The organism is Pseudomonas sp. P1_F1_2, assembly GCF_056405815.1.
Genome location: NZ_JBFUBK010000058.1, coordinates 1 through 19179, shown reverse-complemented (window position 1 = coordinate 19179; position 19179 = coordinate 1). Strand labels below are relative to the sequence as shown.

Here is a 19179-nt window from a genome sequence, read left to right as displayed (position 1 = left end):
GCGTCCACTGTGACGCAGAGCGTCACGGGAAGCATTCCCACGCGGAGCATGGGAACGATCTATGCAATGACCTTGGCACGACGCAGATCTTCGATCCGCTGCGCACTGAACCCCAACGCCCCCAACACCTGATCGGTATGCTGCCCCAGCGTCGCGCCAATGTGCCGAGGCTCTGGCAACCCTTGCGAAAACTTCAACGGGCACGCCATCTGCGCCTGACTCGTCCCATCCCCGCGCGGCACCTCAGTCACCAACGCCCGAGCCTGCAACTGCGGATGCAGAACCGCTTCGCTCATGCTCAACACCGGTTCCACACAGGCATCCACCCCGGCAAACAGCTCGCACAGTTGAGCAAAGTCATGCTTCTCGAATTCAACCTTCAACTCGTTCTTCAACGCCTGTTGCTGCACCGGTTTCGCTGACAACCCCCGCGCCGCCAGTTCCGGCCGCCCCAGCGCCGTACACAGTTGCTGCATAAACACCGGCTCCAGACTGCCCACCGACAACCAGCGCCCGTCCCGCGAACGGTAATAGTCGTAGAAACTGCCGCCATTGAGCACCTGGTCTTCCCTCCCCGGCTCCACGCCGCAGGCCAGATACCCGGCGCCCGCCATCGCGTTCAGGCTGAACGCGCAGTCCGTCATGCTCACATCCAGATGCTGGCCTTGCCCGGTCTGCTGCCGGGCGATGACGGCCGCCAGCAGACCGATCACCCCATGCAACGAACCACCGGCGACATCGGCCACCTGGGCGCCCAACGGCAGCGGCCCACTGTCGGCGCGGCCGGTGTAGCTGGCCAGCCCCGCCAGCGCCAGGTAGTTGATGTCGTGGCCGGCGCGGTCCTTGTAGGGGCCGGTCTGGCCATAACCGGTAATCGACACATAAATCAGTTTGGGATTGATCGCCTTCAAGGCTTCATACCCCAACCCCAGGCGATCCATCACGCCGGGGCGGAACTGCTCCAGCACGATGTCGTGATCGGCCAGCAACTGCTTGATCACCTCCAGCGCCTCGGGCTGCTTGAGGTCCAGCGCCAGGCTGCGCTTGTTGCGATTGAGGTAGGCGTGACTGGCGGAAATACCCTGATCGTGAGGCGGCAGTACCCGCAGCAAATCCAGGCGGGTCGGCGATTCGATGCGCAGCACTTCGGCGCCCATGTCCGCCAGCAACAACGAGGCAAACGGCCCCGGCAACAGTGTCGAGAAATCCAGAACCTTGAGTGATGCCAATGGACCGGGCATGAGTGATCTCCGTGAACGATGCCTCCAGACTAGGCAGCCGATGGCATTGCAGCAATCACCCGAAGTGTCAGCAAAGGTGACCGTTGCGCTCAAATCCCAGGCAAGAAAAAACCCGCCGAAGCGGGTTTTTCAGTGCAACGAGGGTTACTTGACGTTGCTTGGGGTAGGGCCTTCGGCCACGCCCAGGTCATCTTCAGGACGGGTATCAGCGATACCGCGACCGCCAGACGCCAGTTCTGCGTTCATCACGTCGGTGTCCAGTTCTTTAACCCACTTGGCCACGACCAGGGTGGCCACAGCGTTACCCACCAGGTTGGTCAGGGCGCGGGCTTCAGACATGAAGCGGTCGATACCGAGGATCAGCGCCAGGCCGGCAACCGGCAGGTGGCCAACAGCGGACAAAGTCGCCGCCAACACGATGAAGCCACTGCCGGTTACGCCAGCAGCGCCTTTGGAGGACAGCAGCAACACCACCAGCAAGGTGATCTGGTGAGTGATGTCCATGTGGGTGTCGGTCGCTTGAGCGATGAACACGGCCGCCATGGTCAGGTAGATCGCCGTACCGTCGAGGTTGAACGAGTAACCGGTCGGGATCACCAGACCCACTACCGACTTCTTCGCGCCCAGACGTTCCATCTTGATCAGCATGCGCGGCAGTACCGATTCCGACGAGGAAGTACCCAGCACAATCAGCAGTTCTTCACGAATGTAGCGAATCACTTTCAGCACGCTGAAGCCGTGAGCGCGAGCGATACCGCCCAGCACAACCAGGATGAACAGCACGCAAGTGATGTAGAAGCACGCCATCAACTGACCCAGTTGCACCAGCGAACCCACACCGTAGGCACCGATGGTGAACGCCATGGCACCGAAGGCACCGATTGGCGCGAGCTTCATGATCATGTTGATGATGTTGAACATCACGTGGGCGAAGCGATCGATGAAGTCCAGGATCGGCTTGCCGTAGGCACCCAGGCGATGCAGGGCGAAACCAAAGATCACCGAGAACATCAGCACTTGCAGGATATCGCCCGTGGCGAACGCGCCGACGATGGTCGACGGGATCACATTCAACAGGAAGCCGACGACGCTTTGATCCGCACCCGCGGCGACGTATTGAGCGACTTTGGAAGCATCCAGCGTGGCCACGTCGATATGCATGCCGTTGCCCGGCTGGACGATGTTGACCACCAGCAGACCGACCAGCAAAGCGATGGTCGAAACGATTTCGAAGTAGAGCAGCGCGTAACCGCCGGTCTTGCCGACCGACTTCATGTTCTGCATGCCCGCAATACCGCTGACGACGGTGCAGAAAATGATCGGGGCGATGATCATTTTGATCAGTTTGATGAACCCGTCACCCAGTGGTTTAACCGCCACACCAGCTTGTGGGTAGAAGTGACCGAGCGCGATACCGATAACAATTGCAACGATCACCTGGAAATACAGGGATTTGTACAGTGGCTGACGAGTCGTCATTGCAAAGTTCCTCAAGAGTGCCCGGTGACAACATCCATCTGTTGTCCACGACACCTGAATTGCGAACCCTCCTGCTTCTGGAGGGATTTGTTTTCGAGCTGCGCGAAGGCAAGCTTCTGCTCGTTGTATCGCAAGGCCCGTGCCACCTTCACAAAATCACCGGCAAGCCTTTTGACATCAAGGGTTGCAGGTTTGTCGTGGTCATCCATCGGCTCGCACAATGTGGCGGGTTTCCGCCCATCGGCCAAACCTCGTCCTACAATTTGGCGGATATCCGCCTTGTCCGTTGCCAGCCACCACGGCTACCATCCGTCGCTCAATGGACGGACTTGCCTGCTTATGCGCGAACGCACCATCGCCAGTCATTTCGCCCGCGCCGCCCTCGGTGGCGCGCGCCGGCTGGGTGTCGACTGTTCAGACTTGTTACAGCAACTGGGCATCAGCCTCGAGTTGCTGGACGAGCCACGTGCGCGGATTGCGCCTGAACAATTCACCCGATTGATCCAGGGTTTGTGGCAGGCCCTGGACGACGAATACCTGGGATTCGGGCCAGCTCCGAGCAAAACCGGGAGCTTCGCGATGATGTGCCACGCGGTGATCCACTGCCGCAATCTGGAAAAAGCGCTGCATCGCGGCTTATTGTTTTATAGCTTATTCCCCGGCAGTCCGCGTCTGAGCCTGACCCATGAAGGCGACATGATCCGCCTGTGCCTCGATGATTCGAAGCTCCAGGACCCGGACCATTTTCTCACCGAAAGCCAACTGTTGGTCTGGCATCGGCTGGGCAGCTGGATGATCGGCCAACGCATTCGCCTGGAGCAGGCGACCTTCAGTTACCCGAGGCCCGAGCACGGCGCGGAATACGACTTGCTGTTCTCTTGCCCGCTCGAATTTTCTGCGACGCAGAGCAGCCTGCTGTTTCACAGTCGATACCTGAACATGCCGCTGTTGCAAGACGAGCGCACCCTCAAGCACTTCCTCGAACACTCCCCCGCCGACCTGCTCTCGCGCCCGGATGATGGCGACAGCCTGAGCAGCCAGTTGCGCCGTTTGCTCAGCCGCGACAGTGCGCGCTGGCCAGACCTCGAAGCCGTGGCCGCGCATATGCACATCAGCCCGCAGACCTTGCGCCGGCACCTGCGCGAGGAAGGCACGAGTTTTCAGGAATTGAAGGACCAGTTGCGTCGGGACATTGCGATTTATCACTTGGGGCGTGCGGATCTGTCGTTGCAGCAGATCGCCGAGCAGTTGGGATTTTCAGAACCTTCGGCGTTTCATCGAGCGTTCAAGAAGTGGACAGGGTTGACGCCTGGCGCCTACCGCGCGCAAGAGCACTGAAGGTGCACTGATCGTTCCCACGCTCCGCGTGGGAATGCAGCCCAGGACGCTCCGCGTCCCTCTCTAACGTTGGAACGCAGAGCGTCCCTTGAGGCATTCCCACGCAGAGCGTGGGAACGATCAGTGCGTTAAGCGTTTTGCGGATCGACGTTATCCAGCATCCGGTTCACCGCCAGTTCACCCAACATGACCGAGTGTTGAATGCCCAGCAGGGTATGGCGCTGCGAACCGTCCTGTTGCCCGGCGAAATCACTCAACATCACACTCGCTGATGCCAACGTCTCACAGGCGTTGACCAGCAGGGTTTCGTCATCGGTGTCGGGGCCGACGAAATAGATAGTGCTGGGTTTGCGTGGCGTGTCTTTGGGGATGACGGGTTTGAGGTAGTAATCAAGGGCGCGGTCGGCGGCGGTGTTGAGCTTTTTGGAGTCGGCGGTTTCGTAGGGGGAAACGTCGTCGGTTTCTGGCGGGTTGGGCGTGATTTTGAACATGTGAAGCTCCGTGGTTGGTTGAGCCGCCACGACCTATCGCTAAACAAGTAAAGGTGGCGGCTGTACGCAGGTTAGCGATCCGGGACACAGAAACCCCGGGTAGACCTCGAAGGTCTCCCACGCACAGCCGCCATTACGCGAACTGCAGCTTTGCGTCTGTGTAGGGGATCGGATCGCTAAACCCGATCGCTGATTCGTCAGCGACCCGCAAACGATAGAACCCACGCCCTAGACGCACAAGCCGGCGGATTCTGGCGTAGTCGTAGGCAGCGGCGCAAGGATGTGTAGCCTGAGAGAGTGTCTGGAGGTGTCTTTTAAACAGCTCCGTTTATTACAGAGCATCTTGATCGTTCCCACGCTCTGCGTGGGAACGCAGCCCGGGACGCTCTGCGTCCCTTTCGAGAGCAGGAACGCGGAGCGTCCCTTGAGGCATTCCCACGCAGAGCGTGGGAACGATCGGTGAAGGGGCCAGCAGGGCCACCCACTAAACCACCGGAAAATGAATCCGGAACGCCGCCCCGCCCATTGGCGAATCCCCCAGCGTCAGCTTGGCGCTGTAGCTCTCGATAATGTCCTTGACCACCGCCAGCCCGATCCCCTGCCCCGGGTGCTGACGATCCAGCCGCTCGCCGCGTTCGAGAATCCGTGCACGCTGATCCATCGGCACACCGGGGCCGTCGTCCTCGACGCACAACTCAACGCCGCTCAGGGTTTCACGCACGCTGATGCGCACTTCACCCAGGCACAGCCGATACGCGTTTTCCAACAGGTTGCCCATCATTTCCAGCAAGGCGCCTTGCTCGATCGGCACATCACATGGGTCCGGCAGATCGAAAGCGACCCGCACGCGCTTGTCGCGATAGACCTTGTCCAGTGTGTCGCACAGGCTTTTGAGCACCGGTTGCAGACGCACCTGGTGACGCACCAGACCACTTTTGCGCAGGCTGGCGCGTTGCAGTTGATAGCTGATTTGTTGGCTCATGCGTTCGATCTGGGTTTGCAGCACCCTGGCCTGTTCGCGGTTTTCCGGGCGCTGGGCCATGTCTTCGCTGACGCCTTGCAGCACGGTCAACGGAGTTTTCAGGCTGTGGGCCAGGTCGTCGAGGGAGTCGCGGTAGCGGCTGCGCTGTTCGCGCTCGCTGTGCAGCAAACGGTTGAGGGAGCCGGTCAGGCGCAACAGTTCACGCGGGTGCTGTTCGCTGAGGCTTTCACGGGCGCCGCTTTCGATTTCGTCGAGTTCCTGACTGAGCCGGCGCAACGCCTGCAAGCCCCAGGTCAGGCCGATCCACAGCAACGCCAGCAGCACCAACAACGCCGCGCCGAAACCGAGGTAAAGGTTTTCGCGCAGACCTTCGACGGTGGTTTCGTATTCGCTCACCGGTTGCAGAGCGACGATGCTGAACGCGGCGCTTTTGCCGCTGAGCAGTTTGACTTCGACGTCATAGACGAAGAACTCTTGGCCACTGGCCTCGCGAATACGCGCGAACTCATTACCACGTCCGTCGTAACGCGGTTTGTAGTTGATCATCTCCTGCCCGGTGCCCTTCGAACGCCAGACCAGGTGAGCTTCGCGGTCAAAGATGTAGCCGAGCAAACGGCTGTCCGTCAGGTTGAAGCGCTCATCCGGCAACTGCTCCGGCATTTTCAGGGTGTTGTTTTCCACCCGCGCGGCGGAAATCAGTGTGTTGACGTCCGACGCCAGGCGTTGCTCGATGGAATCTTGCAACGCCAGACTGAACGCGCCCTGCATCGCCGGCAGCAATGCCAGCATGAACAACACCGCCAACAGGGTGGCGGCGAGCATCAACCGGACGCGAAGGGAACGGATCAAGTGCAGCGCTCATTGAAGAGGTAGCCGAGGCCACGCACGGTGTCGATCGGTTTGAAGCCGGCCGGGCCTTCGAGTTTGCGGCGCAGACGGCCGACCAACACTTCGATCACGTTCGGATCGCGCTCGTCGTCGTCCGGGTAGAGCTGTTCCATCAAGCGGTCCTTGGCCACCACTTGTTGGTGATGACGCATGAGGTATTCGAGGATCCGGTACTCATAGGCGGTCAGCGCCAGCGGCTGATCATCAAGAGAGGCTTGTTTGCGATTGAGGTCCAGCAGCAGCGGCCCGGCGACGATGGTCGACTGGGTGAAACCGCTGGAACGGCGCAGCAAGGCATTCAACCGGGCGTCGAGTTCTTCGAACTGGAACGGCTTGACCACATAATCATCGGCCCCGGCGGCGAGGCCTTCGACCTTGTCCTGCCAGTTGCCGCGCGCGGTCAGGATCAGGATCGGAAAGGTCTTGCCCCGTGCGCGCAGTTGGCGGATCAAATCGAGCCCGCTCATGCCTGGCAGGCCGAGGTCGATCACCGCCAGGTCATGGTTGAACTGCCCGGTCTGGTACAGCGCCTCTTCGCCATTGGCCACGGACTCGACCACATGGCCACTTTCCGTCAGGCGGGTTTGCAGGTGATGGCGCAACAGCGCTTCATCTTCGACGACCAACAGTTTCATAACGCTCTCCCAGGCAAATCGTTATCTCCAACAGCACAGTTTTCAGTCAGGCCGCAGAACCTGTGGGAGCGGGCTTGCCCGCGATAGCGATCTGGCTGACACATCAATAGTGAATGTGCCGCCGCTATCGCGGGCAAGCCCGCTCCCACAGGGGGTTCGCTTATCTGAAGGCATTGGCACATGCCCACAACTTGTTCAGAAAGCGTAGTTTGCCGACAGGTAAGTCTGGGCGCTGCTGGTCAGGTCCAGCGAACCCTGTTTGCTGCCGCCGCGCTCGCTCATCTCGGTGCTGGCGTTGCTGCGCAGGTAACGGTAACCCAGTTCAACCGAGGTGTTTTGCGAAACCTGTTGCAACACGCCGACCTGGCCGCCAATCGCGTAACCGATGTCACTGTCGCGGCTGAAGCCTGGTGACTCCTGCGTCATCTTGGTCAAACCGGCCGTGGCACCGCCAAACAATTTGGTGCTGCCGCCCACCGGGTAGAACAGATCGTAGCTGCCCAGCAGGTTTTCCTGACGCAGTTTAATGCCATTGTGCGAGCCCGACACGTTGTCGTAAGTGGCGTAGTAGCGGCCCTCGCTGTTTTGCTTGCCCAGACGCACACCATAAGTGGTGTCCTTGCCGATCACGCCGTCGGCGTTCGGATGGTTGAGGTTGTCGTTCAGGGCGTGGGATTTTTTGACTTTGTCGCTGGTCTGTCCAAGAGTAAGGCTGGCGAAATTATCGTCGGTCGCCATAGCCGCGGTACTGGCGCCCATCACGGCGAAGGCCAGAAGCAGTTTTTTGAAAGTAGTCATTGGGGAGTTTCCTYATGCGCTATTTGCTTTTTGGGTACGGGGCAAGGTTACCCACCCCGCCCTGAACTCCCCCTGAACGCACACTGAACCTGAGCTGAATCAAATCCACCCAGCTGTTTTGCTGACCTTTTGCAGGAGATTCGACCATGCGCGTTTTCCTTGCCCTTGTATTACTGGCCTTGAGCGGATTCAGCCAAGCCGCCATCAAGACTCAAGAGATTCCCTACCAAAGTGCCGACGGTACAAAACTGATTGGCTACCACGCCTACGACGACGCCATCAAAGGCCCGCGTCCAGGCGTGGTGGTTGTGCACGAATGGTGGGGGCTCAACGACTACACCAAGCGCCGCGCCCGTGATCTGGCCGGTCTGGGTTACAGCGCTCTGGCCATCGACATGTATGGCGATGGCCAGAACACCGAACATCCAAAGGACGCCATGGCCTTCATGCAAGCCGCGTTGAAAGACAGTGCCGCGTCCAGCGCGCGCTTCCAGGCCGGGCTCGATTTGCTGAAGAAACAGCCACAGACCAATCCGGATAAAATCGCCGCCATCGGTTACTGCTTCGGAGGCGGCGTGGTGCTCAATGCAGCTCGTCAGGGCGTGCCACTGGCAGGCGTGGTGAGTTTCCACGGTGCGCTGGCCACCCAGTCACCGGCGACGCCGGGCAATGTGAAGGCAAAAATCCTGGTCGAGCATGGGGCGATGGACAGCATGGTCACGCCGGATAACGTGGCCGCGTTCAAGGCTGAAATGGACAAGGCCGGCGCCGACTACACGTTCGTCAGCCTTGAGGGCGCCAAGCATGGGTTCAGTAATCCTGATGCGGATCGTCTGAGCCACGGCGATCATGGCGGGCCGGACATCGGCTACAGCAAGGCGGCGGATGAACAGTCCTGGGCGGATATGCAGGCGTTTTTCAAAAAAATCTTCAGTTAGTAACGCGATGATCGTTCCCGCGGTTCGCGTGGGAACGATCACGCTACTACCCAGCCAGAAGGCAACCCGGCAAAATGCCGACATGAACTCCGTCCCCGCCCTCCCCGTTTGCTGCACCCCGCTCGACGCCCGTTGGCCGCTGCCGTTTGTGCTGCCCGATACGGTGTTGCTGAGCACCCGCTTTGATAGTTCGCAACTGGCCAGCGATGATTTCCAGCGCAGCGCCATTGAGCCGCCCGCGAGCATTCAGCGTTCGGTCGCCAAGCGTCAGGCGGAATTTCTGGCTGGGCGAGTCTGCGCCCGGGCCGCGTTGCAACAATTGGAAGGCCTGAGTGTCAGCCCGGCCATCGGCGAAGACCGGGCGCCGGTTTGGCCGGTGCACATCGCCGGCTCGATCACCCACAGCACTGGCCGGGCGGCCGCCATCGTCGCGAAAAAAACTGATTGGCGCGGCTTGGGGATGGACCTGGAAAACCTGCTCAACCCAGACCGGGCCGAACGTCTGGCAGGGGAAATTCTCACGCCGCCGGAGTTGCAGCGCATGGCAGCCGGTTGTCGCGATGACCTCGCACTGCTGGTGACGCTGACGTTTTCGGTAAAAGAAAGTCTGTTCAAGGCGCTGTACCCGATTGTCCAGCAGCGCTTTTATTTTGAACATGCCGAGGTGCTGGAGTGGACCGAGGCCGGTGAGGTGCGGTTGCGGTTGCTGACGGACCTGTCCGCCGAGTGGCGCAATGGCACGGAGCTTGAGGCGCAGTTCGGGGTGATGGATGGGCAGTTGTTGAGCCTGGTCAGTATCAAGGCCTGAAGAATTGCAGGGTTTGTACTGGCCTCATCGCGAGCAAGCTCGGCTCCCACATTGGATCTCTGACACACCGAAGATCACCTGTAGGAGCCGAGCTTGCTCGCGATGGCGGCCTGACTATCACCACAACTCTCAACGCTTCTCCTGATTGCGCGGCCAACTCAGGCTGAAACACGCCCCACCCAGGCTTTTACTCTGGCTGATCAACGCCCGCCCGTCATGCCAATGGATAATCCGCCGCACGATGGACAACCCCAATCCATGCCCGCCCGAGGCGCGGGTACGGCTGTCATCAAGGCGCAGGAACGGCGTGAAAATTCGCTCCCAGGCCAACTCCGGCACCCCCGGCCCGTCATCCTCGACGTCCACCCGACAACGCTGCTGCCCCACCTGATAACTGACGGTCACCCGTGAGTGGGCGTGACGCATGGCGTTGCTGACCAGGTTCTGAATGGCCCGATGCAAGTAACGCGGTTCGGCCTCGACCCAGGCGTCGTCGCAATCGGCGGCCGACAAACACAAGCCGCGCTGCACCGTGACCTCGGCGCGTAACGGCGCCAGTTCTTCGATCACTTGATTGACCAACGCATCCAGATCAATCCGCTGGAAATTCAGCGCCGGCGAGCCCTGCTCCAGCCGCGCGTAGGTCAGCATCTCGTCGACCAGTTTGTCGAGATCCTCGATGTCGTGATCCATGCCCTCGCAGTATTTTTCCAGCTGCTGTGGCGTGGTGGCCGAGCCGATCATCTCCAGGCCGAAACGCAGGCGCGCCACCGGCGTGCGCAACTCGTGGGACACGGCGCGCACCAGTTCACGCTGGATCGCCAGCAATTGCTGCAAGTGCTCGGCCATGCCGTTGAAGGCGGCGGCCAGTCGCCCCACCGAGTCGGCACCGCGCGCCGGTACGCGGGTTTCCAGGCTACCCTTGGCGATGCGCGTGGCGGCCGCTTCCAGCCCGCGCAACCGGCGCTCCAATTGCCGCACCAACAAGTAAACGATCAGGCCAATCAGGCTCAAACCGAGGGCGGCGATCAACACCAGCCATTCGGGCGGATAAGGATTCATCTGGTACAGCGGGCCGATCTCCAGTACCCACGGCGTACCGACCATGCCGGCAAACACGCGGATCGAGTCGCCGCCCTTGCCCAGCGCCATCACGGTGTCACCCTCGGACACACGACGGCTCTGGTCCTCGTCCATGTCCGCCTGCTCGACCTTGACCAGGCGCAGGTCAAACCCAAACCCTTTGTCTTCTTTCAACAGCGCCAGCCGTTCGGGCTGTTCAGCCACCGGGTAGCGCACCAGTTCATCGACCAGCAAATAAATAGTGGCCCGGGCCAGTTGCTCGCTGATCTGCTGAACCTCGCCGGTGAGCACCAACTGTTCCTTGTCGTTGACCAGTCGGTAGACCTTCGCCGCATGCGGGCCGGTCTGTTCCACCAGCGCCTGACCGCGCAGCACACGGGTGCGCTGGGTGAGGTCGAGGTCGGTCTGGGCAAACGTGGTCAGCGCCAACGGAATGCCGAGCAAGCGTTCCCACACCAGCAAGGCGCGGTGGCGCTCGGTTTCGTTCATCGGCTTGAGGTTGTCGGCCATCAGCGAAAACGTACCGTGGGCCAGGCGCTCGCGGTATTGCTCGCTGCGCACTTCRTTGAGCAAGTGCAACGCCAGCACGCCCAGCACGGCGACCAGGACCAGCGCCGCACACATGCCGCCATAAATGCGCAGGAATATCGAATTCACAGCGACGGATCTACACAGGCTTCAGGCACAAACAGATAGCCCTTGCTGCGGATGGTTTTGATCAGCCGCGGGTGTTCCGGGTCATCGCCGATTTTCGGGCGGATGCGCGAGATCCGCACATCGATGGAACGGTCCTGGCCGTCATAGCCGATACCGCGCAGCGCGGTGAAAATCTCTTCGCGAGACAGGATCCGCCCGGCGTTGGCCACCAACAACCAGAGCAGGTCGAACTCGGCGCTGGTCAGTTCGATGCCGTTGTCATGCAACCAGGCTTCACGCAACGCGTTGTCCACCACCAGCGGGCCGAACTGCAGGCGCCGTTGTTTTTCCGGGGAGGCTTCGGGGCCTTCACTGCGGCGCAACAGCGCCTGGATGCGCGCCAGCAACAGGCGCGGACGAACCGGCTTGCACACGTAGTCGTCGGCACCGAGGTCCAGACCGAGGATCTGATCGGTGTCGTCGGTGCGGGCGGTGAGCATCAGGATCGGCCCGTCATACTTGTCGCGGACCTTGCGGCAGATGCTCAGGCCGTCTTCGCCAGGCAGCATCAGGTCGAGAATCACCAGGTCCGGTTTCTCCTTGATGATACGTGCCGCCGCCAGCGCACCATTGCCCTCGATCGAGACGCGCAGGCCATTGGCTTCCAGGTAGTCGCGGGTCAGTTCGGCCAGACGCCGGTCGTCCTCCACAATCAATACCTGCCAGGCTTCTTGCTCCACGGTGACCTCTGCTTGCCAACAACACTAATAAGGAAGGATCCGCCCGTCTTTTTGTAATGATTGGGGAGGATAAGAATGCTTATACACTGGCCGATTGTATAAACGCCGCCCGCCGAGAACACAAGCCGGCAAATGCGTTCGGACAACCCGGTTTTTTGTGATAGGGTTCGCGCCCTTAAAAATCCAAACGGCTGTTTTCGATCGTTGAAAAGCGATGAAAAACGGCTCGATCCAGCTAGGTCGCGGCCTACACGCTCGTTCCACCTTTCACGCACAATTTACACACAGGTTTATCCACAGGCAGTACGTTGCAACACCTCCAAAAACGCACTATCTTGTACCCCGGCGCCAAAAAACCCCTACATGTAGGGTTTTAGCTTAAAAGCCCAACCACATTTCAGACCAGAAACTCAAGCGCTTTATTGCCTGTTTATGGTTGAACCAAGCACGATTTTACAAGACCAAACCGCACGTGCGGATGGCACCGTTTTTTCAGGCCAGAACAGCCGAAACGGTACGGGTGTTGCAGTCATAACTGGCACCCTTGAAAGGAATCCGGCTTCGAGCCCAGGCTCGCGGCCAAAGACTTCGGCAAGGAAGCGGCATCATTAGCCTTTTTCCTACTGTCCCGAAGTTGTTATGCCCGACACCACGTCGGTTGTAGTGCTTCAGGACAGAACGGTGGGCGCCGTAATGGTGCCCAAACAAACATAGAGAATGTGGAGACAACCCCCCATGCAAACCGACACAACTCGCGAGAACCCGCAGGGTACCTTGCCGCAGGCCGCTGATTCGACTTCGGATCTGTCCGCCACCGCGCCGGGTCAATTGCGTGTGATCAAGCGTAACGGCACTGTCGTTCCTTACACCGATGACAAGATCACCGTCGCCATCACCAAAGCGTTTCTCGCAGTTGAAGGCGGCACCGCTGCCGCCTCGTCGCGAATCCATGACACCGTGGCCCGCCTGACCGAACAAGTCACCGCGACCTTCAAGCGTCGCATGCCATCGGGCGGCACCATCCACATCGAAGAAATCCAGGACCAGGTTGAACTGGCCCTGATGCGTGCCGGCGAGCAGAAAGTAGCCCGCGACTACGTGATCTACCGCGACGGTCGCTCGAAACAACGCGCCGCCCACGCCCCGGCCGAAGAAGCCGTCAACGCTCACCCGTCGATCCGCATCACCCGCGCCGATGGCAGCCTGGCCCCTCTGGACATGGGTCGCCTGAACACCATCGTCACCGAAGCGTGCGAAGGCCTGGAAGAAGTCGACGGCGACCTGATCCAGCGCGAAACCCTGAAAAACCTGTACGACGGCGTGGCCCTGACCGACGTCAACACCGCCCTGGTGATGACCGCCCGTACCCTGGTCGAGCGTGAGCCGAACTACTCGTTCGTAACCGCCCGCCTGCTGATGGACACCCTGCGTGCCGAAGGCCTGAGCTTCCTCAACGTTGCCGAAAGCGCGACCCACCACGAGATGGTCGACCTGTACGCCAAGGCCCTGCCTGCCTACATCGCCAAGGGTATCGAATACGAATTGCTGAACCCGGTCCTGGCGTCCTTCGACCTGGAAAAACTCGGCAAGGCCATCAACCACGAGCGCGATCAGCAGTTCACGTACCTGGGCCTGCAAACCCTGTACGACCGTTACTTCATCCACAAGGACGGTATCCGCTTCGAACTGCCGCAGATCTTCTTCATGCGCGTGGCCATGGGCCTGGCGATCGAAGAGAAGCACAAAGAAGACCGTGCGATCGAGTTCTACAACCTGCTGTCGTCCTTCGACTACATGTCGTCGACCCCGACCCTGTTCAACGCCGGTACCCTGCGTCCACAGCTGTCCAGCTGCTACCTGACCACCGTGCCGGATGACCTGTCGGGCATTTACCACGCGATCCACGACAACGCCATGTTGTCGAAATTCGCCGGCGGCCTGGGCAACGACTGGACTCCGGTTCGTGCACTGGGTTCGTACATCAAGGGCACCAACGGCAAGTCCCAGGGCGTTGTTCCGTTCCTGAAAGTCGTGAACGACACCGCCGTCGCCGTTAACCAGGGTGGCAAGCGCAAAGGCGCTGTCTGTGCCTACCTGGAAACCTGGCACATGGACATCGAAGAGTTCATCGAGCTGCGCAAGAACACCGGTGATGACCGTCGTCGTACCCACGACATGAACACCGCCAACTGGATCCCTGACCTGTTCATGAAGCGTGTCTTCGATGACGGCAAGTGGACCCTGTTCTCGCCATCCGAAGTACCGGACCTGCACGACCTGACCGGTAAAGCCTTCGAAGAGCGTTACGAGTACTACGAAGCCCTGACCGAATACCCAGGCAAGGTCAAACTGTTCAAGACCATCCAGGCCAAAGACCTGTGGCGCAAAATGCTGTCCATGCTGTTTGAAACCGGCCACCCATGGTTGACCTTCAAAGACCCGTGCAACCTGCGCAGCCCGCAGCAGCACGTGGGCGTGGTTCACAGCTCGAACCTGTGCACCGAAATCACCTTGAACACCAACAAGGACGAAATCGCCGTTTGCAACCTGGGCTCGATCAACCTGCCGAACCACATCGTCAACGGCAAGCTGGACACCGCCAAGCTGGAACGCACCGTGAACACCGCCGTTCGCATGCTCGATAACGTCATCGACATCAACTACTACTCGGTGCCACAAGCGAAGAACTCCAACTTCAAGCACCGTCCGGTCGGCCTGGGCATCATGGGCTTCCAGGATGCGCTGTACCTGCAGCACATTCCTTACGGTTCCGACGCTGCCGTCGAGTTCGCCGACAAGTCGATGGAAGCGGTCAGCTACTACGCGATCCAGGCTTCCTGCGACCTGGCTGACGAGCGCGGCGCCTACGAGACATTCCAGGGTTCGCTGTGGTCCAAAGGCATCCTGCCGCTGGATTCGCAACAGATCCTGATCGAACAGCGTGGCCAGAAGTACATCGACGTTGACCTGAACGAATCCCTGGACTGGGCACCGGTTCGCGCCCGTGTACAGAAAGGCATTCGTAACTCCAACATCATGGCCATCGCACCGACCGCGACCATCGCCAACATCACTGGCGTATCGCAGTCGATCGAACCGACCTACCAGAACCTCTACGTGAAATCGAACCTGTCGGGCGAATTCACCGTGATCAACCCGTACCTGGTTCGCGACCTGAAGGCTCGCGGTCTGTGGGACTCGGTCATGATCAACGACCTGAAGTACTACGACGGTTCGGTGCAGCAAATCGAGCGCATCCCGCAAGAACTCAAAGAGCTCTACGCGACTGCATTCGAAGTGGACACCAAGTGGATCGTTGACGCGGCAAGCCGTCGTCAGAAGTGGATCGACCAGGCTCAATCGCTGAACCTGTACATCGCTGGCGCTTCGGGCAAGAAGCTGGACGTGACCTACCGCATGGCCTGGTACCGTGGTCTGAAAACCACTTACTACCTCCGTGCCCTGGCTGCGACCAGCACCGAGAAGTCGACCATCAACACCGGCAAGCTGAACGCTGTTTCCAGCGGCGGCAACCACGGTGAAGATTCGGTCCTGGCAGCACCTGCCGGCCCTGCTCCAGTGCCAAAGGCTTGCGCCATCGACGAGCCGGATTGCGAAGCTTGCCAATAAGCTGAGCCGGTAGGCGTCGCAAGACGCTACTCGAAAACCCCCGATCACTCCTCTGGATTGATCGGGGGTTTTCTTTTGGCTCAAGTAAAGCGTCGACTTTGCCACCCAATCGCGGGCAAGCCCGCTCCCACAGTTGATCGCATTCCTCCGGGCCAACTCGGTCCCCTGTGGGAGCGAGCTTGCTCGCGATGAGGCCAATACAGACAACCAAAATGTCAGCACCTGAGACAAATCCCGTCCATAAAAAAACCCCTCTTTCGAGGGGTTCTTTATGCAGCGCTATCAGGCATCAAGTCATCTGAATGATGGTCTGCATGATGGTGCTCTGGGTGGAGATGGTCTTGGCGTTCGCCTGGTAGTTGCTCTGCGCCTTGATCAAGTCAACCAGCTCGTTGGTCAGGTTGACGTTGGACTCTTCCAGCGAGTTGGATACAACCGAACCCAGCGTACCGGTTTTCGGTGCATCGATGCCAGGCACGCCTGAAGCGAAGGTTTCTTTCCAGGCAGTACCACCGATTGGCTGCAGGCCTTGTTCGTTGGCGAAACTGGCAATGGCTACCTGGCCGATGGCCTTGGTTTGCTGGTTGGTGAAGTTGGCGGTCATGACACCGCTTTCGTCGATGGTCAGGCTGGAAATCTGGCCGGTCGCGTAACCGTCCTGATACTGCGCAGTACGTGCGGTTGGCGAAGCGTAAGAAGTGGTTTTGGTCATGTCGAACGCGATACCGGCCGCGGCTGCGTCCGAACCGTTCAGGGCCCAGGTCGGCGGGTTGGTGTTGGCGTTAACCATCACGCCCGGCTTCCAGCCTGTCATGGTCAGGGTGGTACCGGTTTGCGTCCAGCCAGCACCGCCCGTCAGCGTCTTGATGGTGCCATCTGGATTGAAGGTGATATCAGCCTGGATCGGCACCGGTGGCTCAGTCAGCGGGTTGGTTGGGCTACGGCCGTCCATGTAGGTGTAAACAGTCCAGGAGTTGGACGCCGCATTTTTAACGTAAAACTGATCCATCGTGTGCTGGTTACCCTGCGTGTCGTACACAGGGGTGGAAATGGTCTTGTTGTAGCTGTTGGTGTCTTTGACGTTGAACGGGGTCACTGTTGGCAGTGGGTCCGAGGAGTTCAGGTTCATCGTCTGGTCGACACGAGTGGTCGCGTGCGGCGCCAGGCTCGAGGTGTCGATTTTCAGGTCGGTCAGCACGCCGTTGATGATCTTGCCGTTGGCGTCTACGCCAAAACCCTGCAAGCGGCGGCCGTTGTTGTCGACCACGTAGTTCTGGGCGTCAGTCTTGAACGCACCGGCACGGGTGTAACTCAGCGAGCCGTTGTCGCTCATGACGAAGAAACCGTTGCCCTGGATACCCATGTCCAACACGTTGCCGGTGTTGTTCACGTCGCCCTGGCCGAACTGCTGGGAAACGTTGGCCAGACGCACGCCGTTGCCGACGGTCTTGCTGCCGGTACCCAGGCGCGTGGCCGAGTACACGTCTTCGAATTCTGCACGGGACGATTTGAAACCGGTGGTCGCGACGTTGGCGATGTTGTTGCCGGTTACGTCCAGTTGTTTGTTGGCTGCATAGAGACCGCTAAGGCCGATATTGAAAGACATATTCCACTCCTTTGTGCCGTGTTAGTCGGCTCTATATACCAATGGTCTGTACTTTGGACAGGGCAACACTGCCCAGGCCTGCCAGGTTCAGCATCAACTCACCGCCGGTCTGGCTGATGGTCACGCTGTTGACGGTTGCCGGCAGGTAAGTCACCAGCGAGGTCGCCTTGCTGTCGTAAGTCGCGGTAGCTGCAAACTTGTAAGTGCCAGCCTTGGCCACTTCGCCCGCATCGTTCTTGCCGTCCCAGATGAAACCGGCGTTGCCGGCCTGCTGGCTGCCAAGATCGATGGTGCGAACGACTTTGCCATCGGTATCCGTGATCTTGACCGTCACCGGATTCGTCGAGGCCGGTACGACCGCCGTACCGTTGAAACTCTTGGAGGTATCGACCACTGCGGTATCGGTCTGGGCAACCACCGAACGCCCCACCAGCGAAGACGCTTGCAACGCTTGCGAGGAGTTGTAGTTGCCGGCAATGCCGCTGACGGTATCGTTCAGCGTGGTGATGCCTTCCAGGCTGCTGAACTGCGCCAACTGCGCGACGAACGCGCCGTTGTCCTGCGGCTCCAACGGGTTCTGGTTTTTCAGCTGGGTCACCAGCAACTGCAGGAACGCGTCTTTGCCCAACGCTTTCTTGCCCGTGGCGCTGCCGGTTGCGGCAGCCAGGCCATCGCTGCTGGATTTATTGGCCTTGACCGAAGAGTTGGCCAGGACATCCTTGAGGCTCACGCCACTGGTGGTATCGATAACACTCATCTGAGTCGCCCCTTATCACTGACCGAGAGTCAGGACCTTCTGCATCATGGTTTTGGCGGTGTTCATCATTTCAGCGTTGGTCTGGAACGAACGACTCGCGGAAATCATGTCGGCCATTTCTTCGACGACGTTGACGTTCGGGTAGTAGACGTAGCCCTTGGCATCGGCAGCCGGATGGTTCGGCTCGTAGCGCGCTTCAAGGTTGCTCTGGTCTTCGACCACGCCCAGCACTTGCACACCTTGACCCGCAGCGTCCTGGCTCTGGAACAGCGAGTTGCTGCCGCCGCTCTGGCCGCCCTGGAACATGGTGGCGAATACCGGGTGACGGGCGCGATAGGTCTGGTCGATGCTCGACGAGACGGTTTCGGCGTTGGCGATGTTCGAGGCAACGGTGTTCAAGCGAGTGGTTTGAGCACTCATGCCGCTACCGGCAATGTTGAAAACACTGGATAGAGACATGACTTACTCTCCGCGCAGGGCTGACACCAGCCCTTTGAATTTGCTGTTGAGCAGGGTGAAGCTGGCCTGGAAGCCGACCGCGTTTTCCGCGTAGTTCGACTGTTCCAGTTGGGCGTCCACGGTGTTCTGGTCGATCGATGGCTGCATCGGCGTGCGATACATCAGCGACTCGTCGCCATTGCCCAGGCCTTCAGCTTCGATATGACGGCTGTTGGTCATGTTCAAGGCAAAGGTGCCGTTCTTGGTTTTCTCGTTCTGTGCAGCGAGCACTTTGGAGAATTCCAGATCCCGAGCCTTGTAGTTCGGGGTGTCGGCGTTGGCGATGTTGTTGGCCAGGACTTCGGCACGCTGAGCGCGGAAGCCCAGGGCTTGTTCGTGGATACCGAGCGCTTTATCGAAGCTGATGCTCATGTCGGGAAACCTTCGGGTGACCTGATTTTTCGTAACCAGAGACATAGCAAGCGGCGTGCCAATTCGAAAAAGCCCGAAAACAGGGGCTTTGCGGGCGGTGGCAAAGCGGCAATGCCAGAAAAGCGGCAACCGGTTTCCGCTGGCTGCCGCTTTTCTGCCGCTTATCACCGGTTTTCAGAACACCGAAATACACTGTGGGAGCCGGGCTTGCCCGCGATGGCGGTATATCTGACAAAGTTAATTTGACTGACATACCGCC

At 59.6% G+C, this 19179-nt stretch carries 18 protein-coding genes; 4 read left to right on the top strand and 14 right to left on the bottom strand.

Annotation, left to right across the window (positions count from 1 at the left end; translation table 11 throughout):
• Positions 1-59 precede the first annotated feature (59 nt).
• The 3 genes from AC1D2P_RS17925 to AC1D2P_RS17915 form a co-directional block, all read right to left on the bottom strand.
• Positions 60-1241, bottom strand: coding sequence for a CaiB/BaiF CoA transferase family protein (locus tag AC1D2P_RS17925; RefSeq protein WP_477757821.1), 1182 nt, complete (start codon positions 1239-1241; stop codon positions 60-62).
• 144 nt (positions 1242-1385) lie between these two features.
• A complete protein-coding gene (locus AC1D2P_RS17920) occupies positions 1386-2720 on the bottom strand; it encodes a dicarboxylate/amino acid:cation symporter (protein WP_109785171.1) in 1335 nt (444 codons plus the stop codon).
• Positions 2721-2731: 11 nt separating this feature from the next.
• Positions 2732-2929, bottom strand: a complete 198-nt coding sequence (locus AC1D2P_RS17915) for a hypothetical protein (RefSeq protein ID WP_046031568.1) — start codon at positions 2927-2929, stop codon at positions 2732-2734.
• A gap of 130 nt (positions 2930-3059) precedes the next feature.
• On the opposite strand from AC1D2P_RS17915, the gene AC1D2P_RS17910 reads away from it, so the two are divergent.
• Positions 3060-4058 carry an AraC family transcriptional regulator gene (locus tag AC1D2P_RS17910; RefSeq protein ID WP_223522290.1) on the top strand — a complete coding sequence of 333 codons (999 nt, stop codon included), beginning with the start codon at positions 3060-3062 and terminating at the stop codon, positions 4056-4058.
• A 128-nt stretch (positions 4059-4186) separates the two neighbouring features.
• Here AC1D2P_RS17910 and AC1D2P_RS17905 read toward each other — a convergent pair whose 3' ends face one another.
• The 4 genes from AC1D2P_RS17905 to AC1D2P_RS17890 all read right to left on the bottom strand — a co-directional run bounded on the left by AC1D2P_RS17905 (position 4187) and on the right by AC1D2P_RS17890 (position 7852).
• Positions 4187-4549, bottom strand: coding sequence for a DUF6124 family protein (locus AC1D2P_RS17905; RefSeq protein ID WP_109785169.1), 363 nt, complete (start codon positions 4547-4549; stop codon positions 4187-4189).
• A 484-nt stretch (positions 4550-5033) separates the two neighbouring features.
• Positions 5034-6380, bottom strand: coding sequence for an ATP-binding protein (locus tag AC1D2P_RS17900; RefSeq protein WP_477757822.1), 1347 nt, complete (start codon positions 6378-6380; stop codon positions 5034-5036).
• Positions 6377-7054 (bottom strand): response regulator transcription factor, encoded by a 678-nt coding sequence (locus AC1D2P_RS17895; RefSeq protein ID WP_046031564.1) that lies wholly within the window; start codon positions 7052-7054, stop codon positions 6377-6379. The genes AC1D2P_RS17900 and AC1D2P_RS17895 overlap by 4 nt, the downstream gene beginning before the upstream one ends.
• A gap of 195 nt (positions 7055-7249) precedes the next feature.
• Positions 7250-7852, bottom strand: a complete 603-nt coding sequence (locus AC1D2P_RS17890; RefSeq protein ID WP_046031563.1) for a membrane protein — start codon at positions 7850-7852, stop codon at positions 7250-7252.
• 146 nt (positions 7853-7998) lie between these two features.
• Here AC1D2P_RS17890 and AC1D2P_RS17885 point away from each other — a divergent pair, with 146 nt between their 5' ends.
• Positions 7999-8790, top strand: coding sequence for a dienelactone hydrolase family protein (locus tag AC1D2P_RS17885; protein WP_477757823.1), 792 nt, complete (start codon positions 7999-8001; stop codon positions 8788-8790).
• An 82-nt stretch (positions 8791-8872) separates the two neighbouring features.
• Positions 8873-9598: a 4'-phosphopantetheinyl transferase family protein gene (locus AC1D2P_RS17880; protein ID WP_223522231.1), complete on the top strand. Its 726-nt coding sequence runs from the start codon at positions 8873-8875 to the stop codon at positions 9596-9598.
• A gap of 129 nt (positions 9599-9727) precedes the next feature.
• On the opposite strand, the gene AC1D2P_RS17875 is transcribed toward AC1D2P_RS17880, so the two are convergent.
• Together AC1D2P_RS17875 and AC1D2P_RS17870 are read right to left on the bottom strand one after the other, a co-directional pair.
• A complete protein-coding gene (locus tag AC1D2P_RS17875; protein WP_046031560.1) occupies positions 9728-11338 on the bottom strand; it encodes an ATP-binding protein in 1611 nt (536 codons plus the stop codon).
• A complete protein-coding gene (locus AC1D2P_RS17870) occupies positions 11335-12057 on the bottom strand; it encodes a response regulator (RefSeq protein WP_046031559.1) in 723 nt (240 codons plus the stop codon). The genes AC1D2P_RS17875 and AC1D2P_RS17870 overlap by 4 nt, the downstream gene beginning before the upstream one ends.
• A gap of 735 nt (positions 12058-12792) precedes the next feature.
• On the opposite strand from AC1D2P_RS17870, the gene AC1D2P_RS17865 reads away from it, so the two are divergent.
• Entirely contained in the window at positions 12793-15687 is a 2895-nt protein-coding gene (locus tag AC1D2P_RS17865; RefSeq protein ID WP_077431460.1) for a ribonucleoside-diphosphate reductase subunit alpha, read from the top strand.
• Positions 15688-15976: 289 nt separating this feature from the next.
• Here AC1D2P_RS17865 and flgE read toward each other — a convergent pair whose 3' ends face one another.
• The 5 genes from flgE to AC1D2P_RS17840 form a co-directional block, all read right to left on the bottom strand.
• Positions 15977-17293 (bottom strand): flagellar hook protein FlgE, encoded by a 1317-nt coding sequence (gene flgE / locus AC1D2P_RS17860; RefSeq protein WP_046031557.1) that lies wholly within the window; start codon positions 17291-17293, stop codon positions 15977-15979.
• A 31-nt stretch (positions 17294-17324) separates the two neighbouring features.
• Complete coding sequence (gene flgD / locus AC1D2P_RS17855) at positions 17325-18050, bottom strand: flagellar hook assembly protein FlgD (RefSeq protein WP_258666882.1); 726 nt, start codon at positions 18048-18050, stop codon at positions 17325-17327.
• A gap of 15 nt (positions 18051-18065) precedes the next feature.
• Positions 18066-18509: a flagellar basal body rod protein FlgC gene (flgC, locus tag AC1D2P_RS17850; RefSeq protein ID WP_046031555.1), complete on the bottom strand. Its 444-nt coding sequence runs from the start codon at positions 18507-18509 to the stop codon at positions 18066-18068.
• Positions 18510-18512: 3 nt separating this feature from the next.
• Positions 18513-18920 (bottom strand): flagellar basal body rod protein FlgB, encoded by a 408-nt coding sequence (gene flgB, locus AC1D2P_RS17845; RefSeq protein WP_046031554.1) that lies wholly within the window; start codon positions 18918-18920, stop codon positions 18513-18515.
• Positions 18901-19179 (bottom strand): hypothetical protein (locus AC1D2P_RS17840; RefSeq protein WP_477811531.1); only part of this gene is annotated, 279 nt, incomplete at its 5' end. The genes AC1D2P_RS17840 and flgB, both read right to left, overlap by 20 nt.

Coding starts and splice junctions, on each gene's coding strand:
- AC1D2P_RS17925 (WP_477757821.1), bottom strand. CDS start 1,241: ATGCCCGGTCCATTGGCATCACTCAAGGTTCTGGATTTCTCGACACTG.
- AC1D2P_RS17920 (WP_109785171.1), bottom strand. CDS start 2,720: ATGACGACTCGTCAGCCACTGTACAAATCCCTGTATTTCCAGGTGATC.
- AC1D2P_RS17915 (WP_046031568.1), bottom strand. CDS start 2,929: ATGGATGACCACGACAAACCTGCAACCCTTGATGTCAAAAGGCTTGCC.
- AC1D2P_RS17910 (WP_223522290.1), top strand. CDS start 3,060: ATGCGCGAACGCACCATCGCCAGTCATTTCGCCCGCGCCGCCCTCGGT.
- AC1D2P_RS17905 (WP_109785169.1), bottom strand. CDS start 4,549: ATGTTCAAAATCACGCCCAACCCGCCAGAAACCGACGACGTTTCCCCC.
- AC1D2P_RS17895 (WP_046031564.1), bottom strand. CDS start 7,054: ATGAAACTGTTGGTCGTCGAAGATGAAGCGCTGTTGCGCCATCACCTG.
- AC1D2P_RS17890 (WP_046031563.1), bottom strand. CDS start 7,852: ATGACTACTTTCAAAAAACTGCTTCTGGCCTTCGCCGTGATGGGCGCC.
- AC1D2P_RS17885 (WP_477757823.1), top strand. CDS start 7,999: ATGCGCGTTTTCCTTGCCCTTGTATTACTGGCCTTGAGCGGATTCAGC.
- AC1D2P_RS17880 (WP_223522231.1), top strand. CDS start 8,873: ATGAACTCCGTCCCCGCCCTCCCCGTTTGCTGCACCCCGCTCGACGCC.
- AC1D2P_RS17865 (WP_077431460.1), top strand. CDS start 12,793: ATGCAAACCGACACAACTCGCGAGAACCCGCAGGGTACCTTGCCGCAG.
- flgE (WP_046031557.1), bottom strand. CDS start 17,293: ATGTCTTTCAATATCGGCCTTAGCGGTCTCTATGCAGCCAACAAACAA.
- flgD (WP_258666882.1), bottom strand. CDS start 18,050: ATGAGTGTTATCGATACCACCAGTGGCGTGAGCCTCAAGGATGTCCTG.
- flgC (WP_046031555.1), bottom strand. CDS start 18,509: ATGTCTCTATCCAGTGTTTTCAACATTGCCGGTAGCGGCATGAGTGCT.
- flgB (WP_046031554.1), bottom strand. CDS start 18,920: ATGAGCATCAGCTTCGATAAAGCGCTCGGTATCCACGAACAAGCCCTG.